Source organism: Rhizobium mesosinicum, from assembly GCF_019511345.1.
GTDB lineage: Bacteria > Pseudomonadota > Alphaproteobacteria > Rhizobiales > Rhizobiaceae > Rhizobium > Rhizobium mesosinicum.
This window is the reverse complement of the sequence record NZ_JAEUAK010000002.1, coordinates 192,333-210,405: the sequence shown is the minus strand read 5'-3', so window position 1 is coordinate 210,405 and position 18,073 is coordinate 192,333. Positions and strand designations below refer to the sequence as shown.

At 59.0% G+C, this 18,073-nt stretch carries 22 protein-coding genes; 16 read left to right on the top strand and 6 right to left on the bottom strand.

The genetic code is table 11. The features are described 5' to 3' along the window. The first annotated feature begins 4 nt into the window (after positions 1-4). The 9 genes from JNB85_RS04995 to visR all read left to right on the top strand — a co-directional run bounded on the left by JNB85_RS04995 (position 5) and on the right by visR (position 7,655). Positions 5-472: a chemotaxis protein CheW gene (locus JNB85_RS04995; RefSeq protein ID WP_183748945.1), complete on the top strand. Its 468-nt coding sequence runs from the start codon at positions 5-7 to the stop codon at positions 470-472. Further along, positions 469-1,380, top strand: a complete 912-nt coding sequence (gene cheR / locus JNB85_RS04990) for a protein-glutamate O-methyltransferase CheR (RefSeq protein ID WP_220333283.1) — start codon at positions 469-471, stop codon at positions 1,378-1,380. Before JNB85_RS04995 ends, cheR begins: the two co-directional genes overlap by 4 nt. Next, the gene (cheB, locus tag JNB85_RS04985) at positions 1,377-2,423 is read left to right on the top strand and encodes a protein-glutamate O-methylesterase CheB (protein ID WP_220333282.1); all 1,047 of its coding nucleotides are present in this window, start codon (positions 1,377-1,379) and stop codon (positions 2,421-2,423) included. The genes cheR and cheB overlap by 4 nt, the downstream gene beginning before the upstream one ends. Further along, positions 2,423-2,812: a response regulator gene (locus JNB85_RS04980; protein WP_183748948.1), complete on the top strand. Its 390-nt coding sequence runs from the start codon at positions 2,423-2,425 to the stop codon at positions 2,810-2,812. Before cheB ends, JNB85_RS04980 begins: the two co-directional genes overlap by 1 nt. After that, positions 2,809-3,363, top strand: coding sequence for a chemoreceptor glutamine deamidase CheD (gene cheD / locus JNB85_RS04975; protein ID WP_220333281.1), 555 nt, complete (start codon positions 2,809-2,811; stop codon positions 3,361-3,363). Before JNB85_RS04980 ends, cheD begins: the two co-directional genes overlap by 4 nt. Positions 3,364-3,379: 16 nt before the next feature. Further along, positions 3,380-3,769, top strand: a complete 390-nt coding sequence (gene cheT / locus JNB85_RS04970; protein ID WP_220333280.1) for a chemotaxis protein CheT — start codon at positions 3,380-3,382, stop codon at positions 3,767-3,769. A 114-nt stretch (positions 3,770-3,883) separates the two neighbouring features. Then, positions 3,884-5,578 carry a flagellar basal-body MS-ring/collar protein FliF gene (gene fliF / locus JNB85_RS04965; RefSeq protein WP_220333279.1) on the top strand — a complete coding sequence of 565 codons (1,695 nt, stop codon included), beginning with the start codon at positions 3,884-3,886 and terminating at the stop codon, positions 5,576-5,578. A gap of 584 nt (positions 5,579-6,162) precedes the next feature. Beyond that, the gene (gene visN / locus JNB85_RS04960) at positions 6,163-6,900 is read left to right on the top strand and encodes a transcriptional regulator VisN (protein ID WP_220333278.1); all 738 of its coding nucleotides are present in this window, start codon (positions 6,163-6,165) and stop codon (positions 6,898-6,900) included. An 8-nt stretch (positions 6,901-6,908) separates the two neighbouring features. After that, entirely contained in the window at positions 6,909-7,655 is a 747-nt protein-coding gene (visR, locus tag JNB85_RS04955; RefSeq protein ID WP_220333277.1) for a transcriptional regulator VisR, read from the top strand. 89 nt (positions 7,656-7,744) lie between these two features. Here visR and JNB85_RS04950 read toward each other — a convergent pair whose 3' ends face one another. The 6 genes from JNB85_RS04950 to motA all read right to left on the bottom strand — a co-directional run bounded on the left by JNB85_RS04950 (position 7,745) and on the right by motA (position 12,981). Beyond that, the gene (locus tag JNB85_RS04950; RefSeq protein WP_183748953.1) at positions 7,745-8,185 is read right to left on the bottom strand and encodes a hypothetical protein; all 441 of its coding nucleotides are present in this window, start codon (positions 8,183-8,185) and stop codon (positions 7,745-7,747) included. Positions 8,186-8,190: 5 nt separating this feature from the next. Next, complete coding sequence (gene flhB / locus JNB85_RS04945) at positions 8,191-9,270, bottom strand: flagellar biosynthesis protein FlhB (RefSeq protein ID WP_220333276.1); 1,080 nt, start codon at positions 9,268-9,270, stop codon at positions 8,191-8,193. A 131-nt stretch (positions 9,271-9,401) separates the two neighbouring features. Further along, on the bottom strand, positions 9,402-10,439 hold the full coding sequence (gene fliG / locus JNB85_RS04940; protein WP_220333275.1) for a flagellar motor switch protein FliG: 1,038 nt from the start codon (positions 10,437-10,439) through the stop codon (positions 9,402-9,404). A 28-nt stretch (positions 10,440-10,467) separates the two neighbouring features. Further along, the gene (fliN, locus tag JNB85_RS04935) at positions 10,468-11,094 is read right to left on the bottom strand and encodes a flagellar motor switch protein FliN (protein WP_220333274.1); all 627 of its coding nucleotides are present in this window, start codon (positions 11,092-11,094) and stop codon (positions 10,468-10,470) included. Positions 11,095-11,160: 66 nt separating this feature from the next. After that, a complete protein-coding gene (locus tag JNB85_RS04930) occupies positions 11,161-12,108 on the bottom strand; it encodes a FliM/FliN family flagellar motor switch protein (protein WP_220333273.1) in 948 nt (315 codons plus the stop codon). After that, positions 12,109-12,981 carry a flagellar motor stator protein MotA gene (gene motA, locus JNB85_RS04925; protein WP_112566777.1) on the bottom strand — a complete coding sequence of 291 codons (873 nt, stop codon included), beginning with the start codon at positions 12,979-12,981 and terminating at the stop codon, positions 12,109-12,111. A 248-nt stretch (positions 12,982-13,229) separates the two neighbouring features. Between motA and flgF the strand changes: the two genes are divergently transcribed. The 7 genes from flgF (at position 13,230) to flgG (ending at position 18,060) form a co-directional block, all read left to right on the top strand. Then, positions 13,230-13,964, top strand: a complete 735-nt coding sequence (gene flgF / locus JNB85_RS04920; protein WP_183748959.1) for a flagellar basal-body rod protein FlgF — start codon at positions 13,230-13,232, stop codon at positions 13,962-13,964. A gap of 15 nt (positions 13,965-13,979) precedes the next feature. Next, entirely contained in the window at positions 13,980-15,380 is a 1,401-nt protein-coding gene (fliI, locus tag JNB85_RS04915) for a flagellar protein export ATPase FliI (protein ID WP_220333272.1), read from the top strand. A 2-nt stretch (positions 15,381-15,382) separates the two neighbouring features. Continuing rightward, entirely contained in the window at positions 15,383-15,925 is a 543-nt protein-coding gene (locus tag JNB85_RS04910) for a flagellar protein (RefSeq protein ID WP_220333271.1), read from the top strand. Positions 15,926-16,094: 169 nt separating this feature from the next. Then, positions 16,095-16,487: a flagellar basal body rod protein FlgB gene (gene flgB / locus JNB85_RS04905; protein ID WP_220333270.1), complete on the top strand. Its 393-nt coding sequence runs from the start codon at positions 16,095-16,097 to the stop codon at positions 16,485-16,487. Positions 16,488-16,491: 4 nt separating this feature from the next. After that, positions 16,492-16,911 (top strand): flagellar basal body rod protein FlgC, encoded by a 420-nt coding sequence (flgC, locus tag JNB85_RS04900; RefSeq protein WP_183748962.1) that lies wholly within the window; start codon positions 16,492-16,494, stop codon positions 16,909-16,911. After that, the gene (gene fliE / locus JNB85_RS04895) at positions 16,911-17,252 is read left to right on the top strand and encodes a flagellar hook-basal body complex protein FliE (RefSeq protein ID WP_220333269.1); all 342 of its coding nucleotides are present in this window, start codon (positions 16,911-16,913) and stop codon (positions 17,250-17,252) included. The genes flgC and fliE overlap by 1 nt, the downstream gene beginning before the upstream one ends. A 19-nt stretch (positions 17,253-17,271) precedes the next feature. Continuing rightward, a complete protein-coding gene (gene flgG / locus JNB85_RS04890; RefSeq protein ID WP_183748964.1) occupies positions 17,272-18,060 on the top strand; it encodes a flagellar basal-body rod protein FlgG in 789 nt (262 codons plus the stop codon). Positions 18,061-18,073 lie beyond the last annotated feature (13 nt).

The following is an 18,073-nucleotide window of genomic DNA, read 5'->3' as shown; positions in this document are numbered from 1 at the left end:
AACAATGTCGTACACGGCAAAAAATCTGACCCTGGGCGGAAACGAGCTTATCGCGTTTCGCATCGGCGATCAGGAATTCTGCGTGAACATCATGGCAGTCCGCGAGATCCGGGGCTGGACCCCGGCGACCGCGATGCCGCACTCGCCATCCTATATGATTGGCGTCATCAACCTGCGTGGTGCAGTGCTGCCGATCATCGATCTGTCGGCGCGACTTGGCATGAAGCCGGTCGATCCTACCGCCCGTCACGTCATCATCGTCGCCCAGGTCCGCCGCAAGGTGGTTGGCCTGCTGGTCGACGCTGTTTCCGACATTCTGACGGTCACCGACGATGACATCCAGCCGACACCCGAGATATCTTCGGACCTTCAGCGTCAGTTCGCCCGCGGCATTCTCTCCATCGAAAAGCGGATGATCTGCCTGATCGAACTCGAAGCCCTGTTTCCCGACACTGAAAGCGAAGCCGCATGAATGCAGTTGGCGTAAAAGATCAGAGGCAGTCTGGTTTCGACGAGGTCCTGGCCAGCGGAGAATACCCGCTGACACGCCGCGATCTCTCGGAGATCGCGGCCATGATCTATGCTGATGCGGGAATCTATCTCAATGAGACGAAGGCCTCGCTGGTCTACTCTCGTTTGTCGAAGCATATCCGCAATCTCGGCCTTTCAGGTTTCCGAGAATATTGCGAGCTTGTCGCTTCGCCGGCAGGTGCTGCTGCCCGGCGTGAGATGCTGTCGCACCTGACGACAAACTTCACGCGGTTTTTCCGAGAAAACCATCATTTCGAACATTTGCGTGACCACGTACTGCCCGACCTCCTGAACCGGGCGCGCGCAGGTGGCCGTGTCCGTATCTGGTCGGCTGCGTCCTCGGATGGGCAGGAGCCCTACTCGATCGCGCTGACCGTTCTGTCGCTGATGCCGAACGTGGCCGACTACGACTTCAAGATTCTAGCAACCGACATCGACCCGAAGATCCTCGCCGTCGCCCGGATCGGCGCCTATGACGAAAGCGCGCTGGAAACCGTCTCGCCTGCCATGCGAAAGCAATGGTTCACAGAAGTCGAGATTCAGGGCCGCCGCAAGTTCCAGATCGATGACCGTGTGAAGCGTCTCATTACCTATAACGAACTGAATTTGATGGCCCAATGGCCGTTCAAGGGCAAGTTCGACGTCATCTTCTGTCGTAACGTCGTGATCTATTTCGATGAGCCGACACAGATGAAGATCTGGCAGCGGTTTGCCGGGTTGCTACCGGAAGGCGGCCATCTTTATATCGGTCACTCGGAGCGTGTCTCGGGCGAAGCCAAGCACGTCTTCGACAATATCGGCATCACCACCTATCGCTACACGACCAAGGGTATCGGGAGGAAGGCATGAGCGCGCCGGCAAGAGTTCTCGTCGTTGACGACTCGCCGACCATGCGCGGCCTGATCTCGGCCGTCTTGAGTGCCGATCCCGAAGTCAACGTCATAGGTCAGGCGGGCGATGCCCTGGAGGCGCGCGAAGCGATCAAGCGGCTGAACCCTGACGTGGTTACGCTGGACATCGAGATGCCGAACATGAACGGCCTCGACTTCCTCGAAAAGATCATGCGCCTGCGGCCCATGCCCGTCATCATGGTCTCGACCATGACGCATCGCGGCGCGGAGGCGACGCTTGCAGCCCTCGAAATCGGTGCCTTCGATTGTGTCGGCAAGCCGCAGCCGGGCGAGATACGCCCCTTCGGCGACCTCGTCGAGAAGGTAAAGGCCGCCGCTCGCACACAGCGCAACTTCGCCAAGCCGGCGGCGCCGGCTGCCGTCACGCCGCCCGCAGTCGCCGATTTCCGTGTCGGACGCAAGATCGTGGCGATCGGTTCTTCGACCGGTGGCGTGGAAGCGCTGATCGCCGTGCTGCAGAAGTTCCCGGCGAATTGCCCGCCGACCGTCATCACCCAGCATATGCCGCCGACCTTCACCAAGAGCTTTTCCGAACGGTTGAACCGCCTCTGTGCGCCGGTCGTTGAAGAAGCGACAGACGGCGCCCGTCTCGAGATCGGTAAGGTCTATCTGGCACCCGGCGGCGAGCGTCATCTGCAGGTCTCCAATGCATCGGCGCCCTGCTGCCGGCTGGTCGAGCGAGGGCCGGTCAATGGCCATCGTCCATCGGTCGATGTGCTCTTCGATTCTGTTGCCGAGCTCGCCGGACGCAATGCCGTCGGCGTGATCCTCACCGGCATGGGTCGTGATGGGGCCGCCGGATTGTTAAAAATGCGACATGCGGGGGCCAGAACGCTCGGCCAGAACGAAAAAACCTGCGTCGTTTACGGAATGCCAAGAGTTGCCTACGAACTTGGCGCAGTTGAACAGCAGCTTCCGCTTGCTGCCATCGGCGAAGAAATATTGAAAATGACAGCCGCCCGAAAGGAAGGGACCGAATAATGTCGATCGCGGAGAAAATCAAAGTTCTGATCGTTGACGATCAGGTTACGAGCCGTCTGCTGCTCAGCGATGCGCTGACGCAGCTGGGCTTCAAGCAGATCACCGCTGCCGGTGACGGCGAGCAGGGCATGAAGATCATGTCGGAGCAGCCCCACCACCTTGTGATCTCCGACTTCAACATGCCGAAGATGGATGGTATCGGCTTCCTCCAGGCCGTACGCAGCAATCCGAATACCAAGAAGGCGGCCTTCATCATCCTCACCGCACAGGGCGACCGCGCGCTGGTGACCAAGGCAGCACAGCTCGGCGCAAACAACGTTCTGGCGAAGCCCTTCACCATCGAAAAGATGAAAGCGGCTATCGAGGCCGTGTTTGGAGCCCTGAAATGATCACTGAGGGTGCGGCCCGCCGCGTGCACATCATTCAGGGTGAATACAAGGTCCTGAGCGACCCGGATGCGGTGCTCACGACCATCCTTGGCTCGTGCGTGGCAGCCTGCCTCAGAGATCCCGTCGCTGGTGTCGGCGGCATGAACCACTTCCTGCTGCCGGGGACAGGCAACACCCCGATGACCGGCGGCGATGCCACGCGATACGGCGTGCATCTCATGGAACTGCTGATCAACGGCCTCCTGAAAAAGGGCGCGCGGCGCGACCGGCTGGAGGCCAAGATCTTCGGAGGAGCAAAGACGATCTCGACATTCTCGAATGTCGGCGAGCAGAACGCGGCCTTCGCCGTGCAGTTTCTGCGGGATGAAGGCATTCCGGTCGTCAGCTCCAGCACCGGCGGTGATCATGGACGCAAGATCGAATATTGGCCGGTGTCCGGCCGTGCCCGGCAATACCCCCTGACCGGCGCCGAAACGCAGAGAACCGTCGCTCTCGAGCAGCGTCCCGCCGCTCCGCAGAAGCCCGCCGAGACCAGTATCGAATTCTTTTAGTGGCGAGGATTTTCATATGACTTTTACACCCATCATCGAGCCGCCGACGCCGGTCGAGGCGCTGAGCGACATATTGATGCGCATTGTCTCCGAGCTTCACGACGTTGCCTACCTGATGGAACGGATCGAACCCCAGTTGATCGAACTGGGCGGCCCGCAAATCCTGAATTCCCCTGACAGCATGAAGGTGATGCAGGGCATCGATCTCGCCGTGCAGAAATCGCGCGGGCTGGCCGAATTCATCGACACCATCACCGGTGAAATTCCGCAGAGCTGGTCGATCGATGTCGCCACCGCACTGAGCCTCGTCAAACTTGCCGAAATGCAGAAAGCACTCGCCGGCGGAACCCGTCATGGCCACTCCCAGCCGCTCAGCAAGGCCGCCGGAGACTTCGATTTCTTCTGATACCGCAATTCATTCCAGCATGCGCTGAACGAAACTCTCGCACAAGTTTCGGCGTCTATTCGTCAAATGAGGCAATAAGCCTGCTTTGTCTTTGGCGGATCGTGCGAGAACAGAATGAATCTGTTAAATCAATTAGTTCAGATCTTTAAGAACTTTGGTTCCCTTGGGCGGACGCGTTTGATGATCCTTGGTGGGGTCGGCGCCGCTTCCATCGCAATCATCCTGGCGGCCGCAATTTTCGTCAACAAACCGGCTCAGGAAACGCTTTATGTCGGCTTGGAGACGACCGATCTCAACCAGATCAGCATGGCGCTTGCCGAAAGCAATGTCGATTTTCAGGTCGGAGCGGACGGTTCCAGCATCACCGTCCCTGCCGGCATGACAGGCAAAGCCCGCCTGCTGCTTGCCGAGCGCGGCCTGCCCAACAGCGCCAATGCCGGCTACGAGCTGTTCGACAACGTCGGTTCGCTCGGCCTCACCTCCTTCATGCAGGAAGTGACCCGCGTCCGCGCCCTCGAAGGTGAAATCGCCCGCACCATTCAATCGATCTCAGGCATCACCGCCGCACGTGTCCACATCGTCATGCCTGAGGTCGGCAATTTCCGCAAGGCCGAACAGAAGCCGACGGCATCCGTCATGATTCGCGCCAGTGCCGCGACGGGGCGAAATGCCGCCACTTCGATCCGCCACCTCGTCGCCTCGGCCGTGCCGGGGCTTGATGTCGCCGACGTGACGATCCTGGATTCCGCCGGCCAGCTTCTCGCCTCCGGCGATGATGCCGCAAACGGTACGCTGACCCGCTCGCTCAATATCGTCCAGAACGTCCAGCAGGAAGTCGAATCGAACATCGACAAGGCGCTCGCCCCCTTCCTCGGCATGGACAACTTCCGCTCCAGCGTAACGGCCAATCTCAATACCGACGCCCAGCAGATCCAGGAAACCACCTACGACCCGGAATCCAAGGTCGAGCGCTCGGTCCGCTCCACGAAGGAAGCCCAGCAGTCGCAGCAGAACCAGGCCGACAACGCCACGACGGTCGAGCAGAACATTCCGCAGGCGGCACCCGATGCCGGCGGCGCCAACGGTCCGCAATCGCAGGACAAGTCCGACAAACGCGAAGAACAGACCAACTACGAAATCAACAGCAAGACGACGGCCACGACGCGCAACAGCTACCGGGTCGAAAAACTTTCGGTGGCCGTCGTCGTCAACAAGGGCCGCATCGCCAAGATGGTGGGCGAACCAGCAGATCAGGCCAAGATCGACGCCTATCTCGCAGAGATGAAAAACATCGTCGCCTCTGCTGCCGGCCTCGATACCAACCGCGGCGACGTCGTCACCGTCACCGCAATGGACTTCCTTGAGAACCAGCTTCTCGACGATGCCAACAACGGCGTTCATGTCATGGACATGCTGAGCCGCAATCTTGCCGGCATCATCAACTCACTGGCCTTCGTCGCGGTCGCCTTCGTGGTGGTCTGGCTGGGCGTGCGTCCTCTCGTCCGCACTGTCAGCGGCTCGGGTTCATCCGCCGCAGTCTTCGGCGATGCCACTCCGGAATCGGCTGGCCTGGAACTACCCGACTTCGCACCGGCTGGCGCTGCCGCAGGCGGCGCGCTCATGGATGGCTTCGGCTCCGACTTCGGCTTCGACAGCACCGAGGATCTGCTCAGTCTCGGCGACGACGACGGCAACTTCAACCGCCGCGTCAAGGAAGGCCCGGAACGCAAGCTCGCCCGCATGGTGGAGATCAATGAGGAGCGCGCCGCGAAGATCCTCAGGAAATGGGCCATCGACGAAGCAGCATGATGAAAAGGCCGGGAAACCGGCCTTTTTCTTTCTCATCTGTGGATACATGGCTCAGTAAACAATACCAGCAATCGAATAACCGGCTCGTAAGGAGCCGGTTATTCGATTGCTGGAAATGCGGATACAGAGATATCAGGCCGCGGGACGACGGCGTTCGATGGGGTTCAAGTCTCGTACTAAGGCGGGCGGATAATAATGGCTCCTGTATAATAATAAGCGTTGCTTTCTTGCGCGTTTAAAACTCGCTTCGCTGGGCACGCTGCACTTGCTTGGCCAGAACTGTGATAATTGCGTCATTCAGGCCGATAATTCCGCTCGGCATCACTCGCGCATAGGGCGAGGATCGTTGCGGCCAATGCCAGAATCATCCTAGCTGTATATCGTCGCGAGAGTGGAGCGGTGATCGAATCACCGCATGGGAGGCCGCCAAAGTAAATCCCCAGAAGTCGGAGATGGTGATTTACGGTAGTTGGCTTACCCTTGAGTGATTCGAAATGGGATTCGTGTCGGCATGTATTTGTATCCCTTTCACAGAATAACTTCTTTGCGAGAACCGACAGTTTCTCAGCCGCAGGTCACCGCCAATGGATATGGACATATTTCAGGCGAATAAGCAGATGGCGAATTTCGTCGGCGCCAATGTGCCGGATCTTTTGCCGCGCGACGAACTGATCGATCGCCTTCGCGTCATCGCCGAAGCCGGCAAATTGCAGGCTGGTTTGCGGGCGCTGACCGAGTACGTCGGCGCCATGCACTATCTGATGGCGCGCTGCGACCTCATCCAGGAAAGTGGTCTGGACTTTATCGTTTCGTCCGATTGGCCCTTCGATCTGGTGAAGGAGGTTGCCAATGACCTAGTCGCCGGTTATGCGCGCTCGACCGAATTCGAGAAGTGCATGCAGGTGCTCCAGCCGGGCTTCGCGCTCCTGCCCGAGAGCGCCGATGTCCCGCACGGAGCGAGCCGGCAATATTGCTCGCTGACTTTGAATGTCGGCCGCTCTCGTCTGGTCCTGATGTTCCTGTTCAGAGAAGGCTTCGTTCTTTCGCCTGAGCGTCTCCGAGACGTGGGCCTCCTTGCAGGCTATTTCGCAAGCTTCCTTCGGTGCGGGGGCACGAAGGTCGATCGCGATTTCGAACTGACTGACCGGGAGCTGGAATGTCTCTTCTGGATTGCGGAAGGCAAGACAAGCGACGAGATCGCAATGATCCTCGGCATCTCCAGAAATACCATTAATAACTACATTACCAGCGTGATGCGGAAAACTGCAACGAAGACGCGTTCCGAGGCGATAGCCTTCGCCGTTCGCAACAATCTCGTTTGAGGGGAATTATGGGGCATCAACCAGGCAGGGTGATAGGCGGCACGGACCAGATGCGCATGGTGCGTGTGAACAGGATTTCCAGCCGGTCTGACCTTTTTCCACGCCTTATTGCCATGCAGAAGCTAGCTGATGCACAGGGCTTCGCCGTCTTTCGCGTCAGCGGCTCCGGCGTGCCGGCAAAGCAGCGACTGATCTGCGAACTGGAGAACTGGACTCCCGCAAATGCCGGCTTCGGCAAGGCCTTCATCGATGCCTACGGCGAGGCTTTGCTCGACCACATCGATCGCTCGCTGCTGCCGTTGTTCTGGGCCGGCAGCCATGACCGTACAGCTCCCGGTCCTGCCGACTTCTCACCTTTCATGGTGAGGCTGAAGGACGGCATGGTGCCTTTCTCCGGTCTTGCCTTTCCCGTGCGCCTCGGCGCTATCGGCAACGGCTTCGTGGTCCTCACCGGCGACGATCTGGATCCCCTGAGCGATACGATTATCGAGCTGCACGGCCGGTGCTGCAATGTCATGATCGACCTGCTGTCGCTCGATGAGCGGCGGGCGGCGGCGACCGAAGCACTGAGTGAACGTGAGATCGCCTGTCTTCAGCTTGCCGGCGACGGCCGGATCAGTGAAGAAATAGCCGACAAGCTCGGCCTGTCCGTCCACACGGTGAACGCCTATCTTGGCTCGGCGACCATCAAGCTCGATTCCGTCAACCGTATCCAGGCGATCGCAAAAGCGATCCGCCTCGGCTACATCAGCTGAGACAGCAAGGCCCGGCGCCTGCGGGCCGGGCCATACACCCGAGTGGATGATGCTTTAAGCATGTCGCGCAAAGTGTGGATCGGTGCGCTCTAGCCGGCGAGCGCCTGTGGCTTTGCCACGATATAGCGCGCGTCGTGCAGGCTCCTTTGCAGAAAAGCCGTGTTTGCGTCCGGATCGCTGGAGGCGTTCTGGAAGGAAATATGGTTGATCTCGATGCCTGCATGGTCTTCGGCCAGCGTCAGCTGGGCATAGACGGTCACGCCGCGCGGCTTGATTTCGAGGTCGAGCACAACTTCGGGCTTGCCGCCCCATTCCAGCGTGTAATTTCCCCCCAAACCGAAATTGACGGTGCCGGGATGAAAAAACAGTTCCGCTGCGGAAGCGACGAGGTCGGCGAGATTGCCGTAATACTCGAAACGCAGCAGAGAAATGAGATCGGATGCGTCCAGAAGCCTGAGCTCGGTTGCGACCGGGCTGATCGCTTCTGCAAGGATTTTCTCACGCTGGGCAGAGTAGGGGCATTTTTTCATTCGACTTATCTTACCCGTTTGTTCTTGGCCTCCGCGGCGTAAACCCGATGAATGAGTTCCGCGACGGCCTTATAGAAGACTGACGGTATGACACTATCCACCGAGACTTGCGCAAACATGGAGCGTGCGAGAGGTGGATCCTCGAACACCGGGATGTTGTTTTCTTCAGCGATCTCTCTGATTTTCAACGCAATAAGGTCCTGGCCCTTGGCAAGGACGACAGGCGCATCGTTTTCCTCGCGTACGTAACGCAGCGCCACGGCATAGTGGGTCGGGTTGGCGATCACGAGCGTGGCGCGCTGGACACCGGAGATCATACGCCGGCGGGCGCGGTCACGCATGACGGAGCGCTGCCTGCTCTTGACGAATGGGTCGCCCTGCGACTGCTTATTTTCCTCTTTCACCTCGTGCTTCGTCATCTTCAGTTCGGTGAACCAATGATGACGCGTCCAAAAGACGTCGGCGATCGCAACGATCGCGGTGGCGATCAGCATGACGATGATGATCTTGCGCATCGCCGCCATCATGCGAACCATGATCGTCTGCGGGTCGGAGAACATCGCATCGATGGAGCCGAAATATTCGCTTCTGAGGACGAAGAAAAGAATCACTCCGACGACGACGACCTTGAACAGCGATTTACCGAATTCCACGAGTCCCTGAAGGCTGAAGAGCCGCGACCATCCCTTGATCGGTGAAATACGCGAGGCCTGCGGACGGATGCGTTCGAGAACCGGTGTCGGCAGGTTTTGAAAGACGGACGAGGCAATACCGAACACCATGAACATGATGAAGGCAGGGGCCAGAAGCGCAGCCACGGCCCAGCCAAGCTTCGCAAAGAGCGAGATGACGTCAGGCCCTGTCTCGATATTCCACTGATCTGGCTGCTCGAAGATGTCACGCAGGGTTTCGGCCATGTGCGACGTTGCGCTCGGAAGGAAGAAGACGAGATAGATGAAGGTCGCCAGAATCGTCGTGAAGATTGCGATTTCACGCGAGTGGGGGGTATTGCCTTTTTCGGCAGCATCCGACCGCTTCTTCGCGGTAGGGGCTTCTGTTTTGCTGTCCTTGTCTTCATCGGCCAAGTGTGCGGCCCTCCGTCAAAGAAAAGGGCCGCGACTGCAGCGCGGCCCATTTGCCAGAAGGGTAGTCTTGTGCGTGCTGCCGATCAACCGCCGCCTTGTGAGCGAGGGGTTTTGTCAACAACTGCGATAGCTCAAGCGGCAGCCGGGTCGCCTTCCTTTTCCTTGAGCTCGATCTGGCCGGCATTGGCCAGGCGAATCGCTTCCTGCGCAACGGCGCGCCGCGCAATCGCGATCTCGCGCGGATTGACCCCGGCCATACCGCTCTGAAGATCCGATTCGATCATGCGGCGTTGGCGCGGACTGATGGAGGAAAGCACCGCTTCGCGGATTTCGGCCGATGCGCCACGTAGCGCGACGGTGAGAACGTCGGACGAAATATCGTTGAGCAGCATGACGCGGCTGCGCTGCGGCATGAACATGAGATCTTCGAAGAGGAAGATCTTCGGACGAACCTTGTTGACCGCTTCGCGGCTGATCGATTCGAGCGAGGTGAGCAGCGTGTCTACCTGCGGCTTGTCCATTTCGTTCATCAGGTCGGCGACCTTGGCGGAGCCCGACGCATTGCGTTCCGCGTCGACCTCGGCAAGCAGCGTCATCACCTGGTTTTCGATGATCTGCGCGGCCTTGGGGCTGACGCCCTTCATGTTGACCGTGCGGTTCATGATGTCGGCGCGGCGGTTGTCGGGAAGCTGCAGCAGTACCTTCGCGCCGAAGGACGAAGGCATCATGGACAGGATATAAGCAACCGTCTGAGGATGTTCGCGCAGCAGGAACTGAGCGACGAAGGCCGGTTCCGCCTCGGCGAGACGATCCCAGATTGACGTCTCGTAGGCCTGGAAGGCGGTGCGGCGGCCGAGCAGGCTGTCGACTTCGTCAGGCGTCAGTCCTTCCTCGAGGATGGCTTCGATCGCCTTGGCGTTGTCCATCAGACCGGCGCCTTCGGTGAAGAGATCTTCGAATTCGCCGACGAGCTGGAGAAGCTCGTCCGGCGGGATGGCGCGAAGCGCCTGGGCAGATGCGATAATGGTCTGCAATTCGGCCTGCGTAAAATATTTCAGCAGCCGGCCGGCGACCCCCTTCCCCATAGCGAGGAGAACTGCCGCCGCCTTTTCAGCCTGGGTCAACGGTTTCCCGGCAAGTGCGCCGCCGAAATCGTCAAAGTCCATCATGGTCTAACCTCTCCGTCCCGCACAGGGATCAGGCTTTTTTCGTGCTCAAAACTTCTGTCAGTTTTACACCGAATCGCGTGTCGTCGTTATCAAGAACCGTAATCTCGCCGCGTGCAATCTTGCGGCCGTTCACCATTATTTCGACCGGCTCGCCGATTTTCTTGTCGAGCGCGATTGTGGCACCCTCGGTGAGGTTCATCAGGCCGGAAACCTGCATGCGGCTCGTTCCGAGGACGATCTGGACATCGATAGGTATGTCCATGATCAGGTCGAAGTTCGAGTTCAGTGCGCTGCCGAGCGGTGCGGGAGCAGACTGGAAGGAGTTGCCGCCGAAGCTTGGTGCGTCGCTAAGGCCGGGAGCGCCTGCGCCACCCATGCTCGCAGCATTTCCACCGAAATCGCCGCCTCCGAAATCGCTGCCTGCGAAATCGGCGTCGCCGAAGGCCGTTTCGCCGGCATCGCCACCGAACGGCGAAAGGTCCGTTCCTGCCGCGAAAGCGTCATTCTGCAGGTCATCACCGAACTGGGGAAAATCGCCGTCCGAATCTTTCTTCAGCACGCCGCGCAGATCGTCGATAGCCTGATCCAGATCGGCTTCATTGCCCGGCATGTCCAGGGAGAGGTCACTGTTCTGCTGTGTCTTCTTCGTAGCCATGAAATCACTATTCCAGTTGAAACTTGCCTCAAACTGCCTTTCCGGCGCTGAAAGCGAGGGAACCGATTAATTCATTAAATGTCGGATCAGCTCGTCATCCGAGTTCATGGTGTCTTTCACGCGCACCATGTAGTTCTCGCCTGAACGCCCGAACTCGCACACATACAATTCTCGGCTGTTGGCGCTGACTTCGACGCGTACATCGCCGCTGTCGCGGAAAGGAATGACGTCGCCGGCCATCAGTTTGGAAATCGTCCTGAGCGTCAGATCCTGCAGACGGATCTTGGCTTCGAGGGTCACCTGCGACCGGCGAACCTGGTCGCCGATCTGCTCCGTCCACTCCGGCGACTTGCTTAGCTGCTTCTTCGGCTTCGGAGCTGAGACCTTGGTCTTGAGCAGCGCCGCCTGGGGGACGATCAGGCTGAATTCGGAAACGATCCCGGCAAGTGTGATCGACATGTTGATGGCTGCCGCGAATTCATCCGGGCGATCTTCCGGCGGACGGATGCGTGCCTCAAGAGCGAAGGGAGCCGACAAGCTCGGCTCGAATCCGCCCGGCGCGTTGACGGCCGAACGCAGCACCTTCGAAATCTTGTCGAACACCATGCAGGCGAGGTCGAGTTCGATAACGGAGAGAAGCCGGTCGGCCGGCTCCTCGATCGTCTCGGCGGCAGCGCCAAGCAGATGTTCCATCAGGGTGATGATGAAACCGTTGCCACAGCCGATGGTGATGTTCTGAGACCAATTGCGCAGCGTCGCATCGACCAGCGTCATGTTGGTGCTGAGATCGTCGATCAGATGATTCTTGTAGCCGATCTCGCAGCCGAGATAGCCGACGGTCACGTCGAGGCCGGTTTCGCTTTTCAGCACGTCGGGAAGGAATTCGCTGTAGATATCGCCGAAGGAACTGCAGAGCTTGGCAACCCTGCCCCTGTCGCCGAGACCGCCGGTCAGTTTGGCAAGGAGGACGGGATCCATTGTCTGGTTGTCATGCGAAGCATTGCTCATAGTCATTTAAGCTGCCTTGTTTTCGCCGCCTGGGTTCATCATTTCCTGTTCCACTGCGTCGATCGACGGGCGCTCATATGCCGAGATCGTCTTGCGTCCATATTCGAGGGCGACCTGCGGCACCGAGCCGTTCATGTAGGCAAGCAGGGTCTGCTTGACGACGACGTAGAGGCGGTGCTGCTTGGAGCGGACGACCTTGATCTGGGAGACCAGGGGGGAGCAGACGCAGTAGGAAAGCAGAATGCCGAGGAATGTGCCGACGAGTGCCGAACCGATGAGGTGGCCGAGCACTTCCGGCGAGTCGTTGATATGCGCCATGGCCTTGATGACGCCGAGGACCGCCGCGACGATGCCGATGGCGGGGAACGAATCGCCCATGATCTGGATCGCGTGGTAGGGCTTCATCTTGTCATGAAGGATGGTGTTGATTTCTTCGTCCATCAGCGCCTCGATCTCGTGGGAGCGGGCATTGCCGATGATGATCAGGCGCACGTAGTCGCAGATGAAGGCCGTCAGTTCCTTGTTCTTCAGAACCGTCGGAGCCTGCTGGAAGATCGTCGATTCGGCCGGATTGTCGATATGCGCTTCGATTTCGTTGCGCGATTTCGTACGCAGGTCGCGCATCAGCGAATAGAGCACGCCGAGCGTATCGAGGTAGTTGCGCTCCTTGGGAACGGAGTGCTTGAAGGCCTCGCCGAGCGCCTTGCCGGAATCCTTCACCACCTTCATTGGGTTCGCCATGATGAAGCTGCCGATGCCTGCGCCGCCGATGATCAGGAATTCGAAGGGCTGAAAAAGAGCATCGACTTCGCCGCCCATCGCCATAAAGCTACCGACGATACAGCCGCAGACAACTACAAATCCGATAATAATATTCATCGTCAGCCCAATCCGAACGTTGCTTTTCTTTGCGACGGATAGGGTTTGTGCCTTGCGTGAGGCTGATGAAAGCGGCTTCTGCGCACTCATTTGCGCTGCCAGCTTCGCGCAAGCATTTGCCTTCATATTGAACGTGACGAGTGGGCCTATGCGCCCATGTCTGAGATGCCGCTCAGCGGAACCCCGTGGCCAAACGAAAAGGTGTCACGTGTTTCGTCCCATTTATCGCCAATGTGGAGCTTACCGACATGCAATCCGGTCTTTACGTTTCCCTGTCGTCGCAAATGGCCCTCGAAAAGCGCCTGACGACGATCGCCGACAACATGGCCAACGTGAATACGACCGGTTTTCGCGGCACTGAGGTAAAGTTCGATGAAATGATGGCGAACAACCAGAACAAGACGAACACCAAGGTTGCCTTCGTCTCTCAGGGCAATGACTACCTGAACGGCACCAATGGCGAATTGCAGCACACCGGCAACATGCTCGATTTTGCCGTCAAGGGCGATGCCTGGTTCTCTCTCGATACGCCCGCCGGCCGCGTTCTGACGAGGGACGGCCGCTTCACGATGCGCGATACCGGCGAGCTGGTTTCCATCCGAGGCTATCCGGTTCTCGATGCAGGCGGTGCGCCGATCGTACTCAACACCGCCGGCGGCGAGCCTAAGGTCGGCACCGACGGCATCATTTATCAGAATGACCGCCAAGTCGGTTCACTCGGCCTCTTCGAAGCTGATATCAGCAAGGGCTACCTGCGCTACGAAAACAGCGGCATCATGACGACCGAGCCGCCGCGCGCGGTCGTCGACCGCTTCAACGTCGGTGTCGAGCAGGGCTATCTCGAAAATTCCAACGTCAATGCAATGCACGAGATGACGCAGCTCATCGAGGTGAATCGTGCCTTCGAAAGCGTATCGTCGCTGATGCGTGACAGCGAAGACTCGTTCAAGGAGGCGGTTCAGACGCTGGGCGGCAGCCGCTAAGACAAGGTGCAAAGCATGAACGTCACCCTGTTGACCGAGGACGCGCTCTCGCCGAAGCTCACACATCTCGGCGATCTCGCAAAACGCTACGCCTCGCCGGAATTCTCTGTGACCCATGGCGGTCGCGTGCACACCATCGCCGCCGGCCACTATACCGTCCGCGGCCTTTCCCGGCATGTCCGGCTTGGCGAGTTTGTGGCGCATAAATCGGCGACAGGTATCCATCTTGGCGAAGTGGTCAGGGTGGAGCCGGATCTGGTTTACGTCTGCCCGATCGAACCGGGCGAGCCGATCGGCATCCATGACATCGTCATCCGCAAAGGTGCATTCCGCATCTCTCCGTCGGATAGCTGGTGCGGTCGCACCATCAATTCCCTCTGCGAGCCGATCGACGGTCTCGGTCCGATCGCCGAAGGCCTGGATCGCCGCTCGATCTCGAACACCGCGCCGCCTTCGATGATGCGCCAGCGCGTCGAGAGCGGGTTCAAAACCGGCGTGCGTGCGATCGACATTTTCTCGCCGCTCTGCCTTGGCCAGCGTCTCGGCATTTTTGCCGGCTCGGGTGTCGGCAAGTCGACGCTGCTGTCGATGCTGGCGCGCGCCGACGCCTTCGACAAGGTGGTGATCGCTCTGGTCGGCGAACGCGGTCGCGAAGTCCGCGAATTCATCGAGGATACGCTCGGCAGCGACATGAAGAAGGCGATTGCCGTCGTCGCCACCAGTGACGAAAGCCCGATGCTGCGCAAAATGGCGCCGCTGACGGCCGTGACGATCGCCGAGCACTTTCGCGACAAGGGCGAAAACGTTCTCTTCATCGTCGACAGTGTTACGCGTTTTGCCCACGCAATCCGCGAAGTGGCGACCGCTTCGGGGGAGCCGCCGATTGCCCGCGGCTATCCGGCGTCCGTCTTCACCGAGCTGCCGCGTCTTCTGGAGCGCGCCGGCCCCGGTCCGGAAGGCGCGGGCACCATCACCGCGATCATCTCCATCCTCGTCGATGGCGACAATCATAACGATCCGATCGCCGACTCCACGCGTGGTATTCTGGATGGCCACATCGTCCTGCAGCGAAGCCTGGCGGAAGAGGGGCGCTACCCGCCGATTGATCCGCTCGCATCCATCTCGCGCCTTGCCCGCAAAGCCTGGACTCCGGACCAGGAGAAACTGGTTTCGCGCCTCAAGGTGTTGATTCACCGCTTTGAGGAAACGCGCGACCTGCGCCTTATCGGCGGCTACCGTCCGGGCGCTGATCCCGATCTCGACATGGCCGTCAAGCAGGTGCCGATCATCTACGACGTCCTGAAACAGTCTCCGGGAGACCGAGAATCGCTTGATGCCTTCGCGGATCTTGCCGGAGCTCTCAAGGCCGCCGCCGGCGTACCCACTCCGAGTGCGCCCATTCAAAGGAGGGCCTGATCATGGCCGATTTCGAAGACGAACGGATCGTCGCCCTGAAAGAGCGCAACAAAGGGGTGCTGCTCGATCGCGCGTTGACCTTCTTGGGTCTGGCACTCGCCGGCGCCTCCGCCTTCTTCCCCTGGTACGTCTTCTTCAACGCGGACAAGTTCGGCATCAGCGTTGCCGATAGCAATGCCTCTCGTGAATTGCCGAACTGGCCGGCGCGCAACGTCTTCAGCGTTTCACCACTCGCCATGGTCAACAAGAACGATGAAGGCAAGAAAGTCCCGCCGATCGACAATATGACGACGGCAACGGTTTCCGAACTCGGCAAGGAGCGCAACGGCGACGCTTCGATGGAGGATCAGCCTTTCCCGGGCAAGGGCTCTTTCCGCCTGCTACATGTGGCCAACGGCCGTGCGCTCATCGAAGATCCTTCGGGCATGTATGTCGTGCGCGTCGGATCGATCCTGCCTGACGAAAGCCGCCTTGCCACATTGGAACAGCGCGACGGCAAATGGGTGATCGTTACCTCCAAAGGCGAAATCTACCAGAACAACTAGTTCAGACAAAAAGACGAATCGCTGCGAGGCTCAGTCGGAGAACGGCCGGGCGGCGGTTGGTCAGTGTCTGCAAGTAACCCCGAAGAATGGCTTGTGAGGCCTGCATTTACCGTAAGTCCCACGCAAGATTACCGCCCTAGGGTTCGGCTAGTAAAAACGGAGAGTTCTCATGCAACCGATTCAACTTTTCGACTTGGCGTCAAAGCAGGCGGAATGGCTGACGATTCGTCAGGAGGTTGTTGCCGGCAACATCGCGAATGCAAACACGCCGAAGTTCCGTGCGAAGGACGTGACGCCTTTTCAGGCAGTGCTCGACCAGTCGGACGTCACCATGGCGCGCACCAATCCAATGCATTTGAGCGGCAATGATTTCAGCACGAGCGGCGACATCGATGTGAAAGAGGCAGCACTCGATCAGGAAATCGGCGTGCAGGAATCCGGCAACACCGTCGGTGTGGCTGAAGAGCTCTCCAAATCGGGCGAGATCAAGCGCCAGTACGACCTGAACACCTCGCTGGTCAGTTCCTTTCATCGAATGATGTTGATGACGGTAAGGAAGTAGTCGCATGGATCCGCTTTCAGCAGCAATGAAAATCGCAGGTTCCGGGCTCGAATCGCAGTCGACACGCCTGCGCATCGTCTCGGAAAACATCGCCAACGCCCGCTCGACCGGCGACACGCCCGGTGCCGAACCCTATCGCCGCAAAACCATCACCTTCGGTCAGCAGCTGGATCGTGCCAGCGGTGTCGAGACGGTCAACGTCAAGAAGATCGGCGTCGATGAAGGCGATTTCACCAAAGAATACGATCCGAGCAATCCGGCTGCGGACGAGAAGGGCATCGTCAAGATGCCGAACGTCAACATCCTGATCGAGATGGCCGACATGCGCGAAGCCAATCGCTCGTATGACGCCAATCTGCAGACGATCAAGCAGACCCGCGACCTTATTTCCTCGACGATCGATCTCCTGAAGAGCGGACAATAATGATCAGCAGCGTACAGAATGTCAGCAATCTCTCGATGACCCGTGCCCTTGGCGCCATCGATACCGAAAATTCCGCCTCTTCTTCGACCGCGACGTCTTCAGCCGCGGCCGGCGTATCCAACGGCCTGAGCTTCGCCTCCGTCATGGGCAATATGGCGAGCGAAGCAGTCAGCAGCCTGAAGGGCGCGGAAAACATGTCCTTTGCCGGCATCAAGGGCACGGCTTCCACGCGCGAAGTCGTCGATTCCATGCTGCAGGCGGAGCAGACGCTCCAGACTGCAATCGCCATTCGCGACAAGGTCGTCTCGGCCTTCCTCGAAGTCACCAAGATGCAGATGTAACTGATTTGAGGACGAACACATGAGAGCGCTCGCCATTGCAGCAACGGGCATGGATGCCCAGCAGACCAATCTGGAAGTCATCGCGAACAATATCGCGAATATCAATACGACCGGTTTCAAGCGCGCCCGCGCCGAGTTCACCGACCTTCTCTACCAGACTGAACGCGCCAAGGGTGTCGCCAACCGCGCCAACCAGGCTGTCGTTCCAGAAGGCGCCAACATCGGTCTCGGCGTCCAGACCTCGGCCGTGCGCAATCTGCATCTGCAAGGCGAACTGACCCAGACCGGCAACGACCTCGACGTCGCTATCGTCGGCAAGGGCTTCTTTCAGATCCAGTCGACCGATGGCACGACGCTCTATAGCCGCGCCGGCGCGCTCAACAAGAATGACCAGGGCCAGCTCGTCACCATCGACGGTTATGAAGTCATCCCGGGGATCACCATCCCGCAGGGGTCGACCGAACTGACGATCAGCCGCTCCGGCGAAGTCACCGCCAAGCTGCCTGGCCAGACCGATCCGACGACGCTCGGCCAGATCACGCTCGCCGACTTCGTCAATGAGGCAGGCCTGCAGCCGATCGGCGACAACCTCTTCCAGGAAACGCCGGCATCGGGCGATGCAGTCGTCGGCAATCCCGGCGAAGACAACATGGGTTACCTCAAGCAGGGTTACCTGGAATCCTCGAACGTCGATCCGGTCAAGGAAATCACCGAGCTGATCTCGGCCCAGCGTGCTTATGAAATGAATTCCAAGGTGATCACGACAGCTGATGAAATGGCATCCATCGTCAGCAAGAACCTGAAGTAAGAGGGAAGGGCCG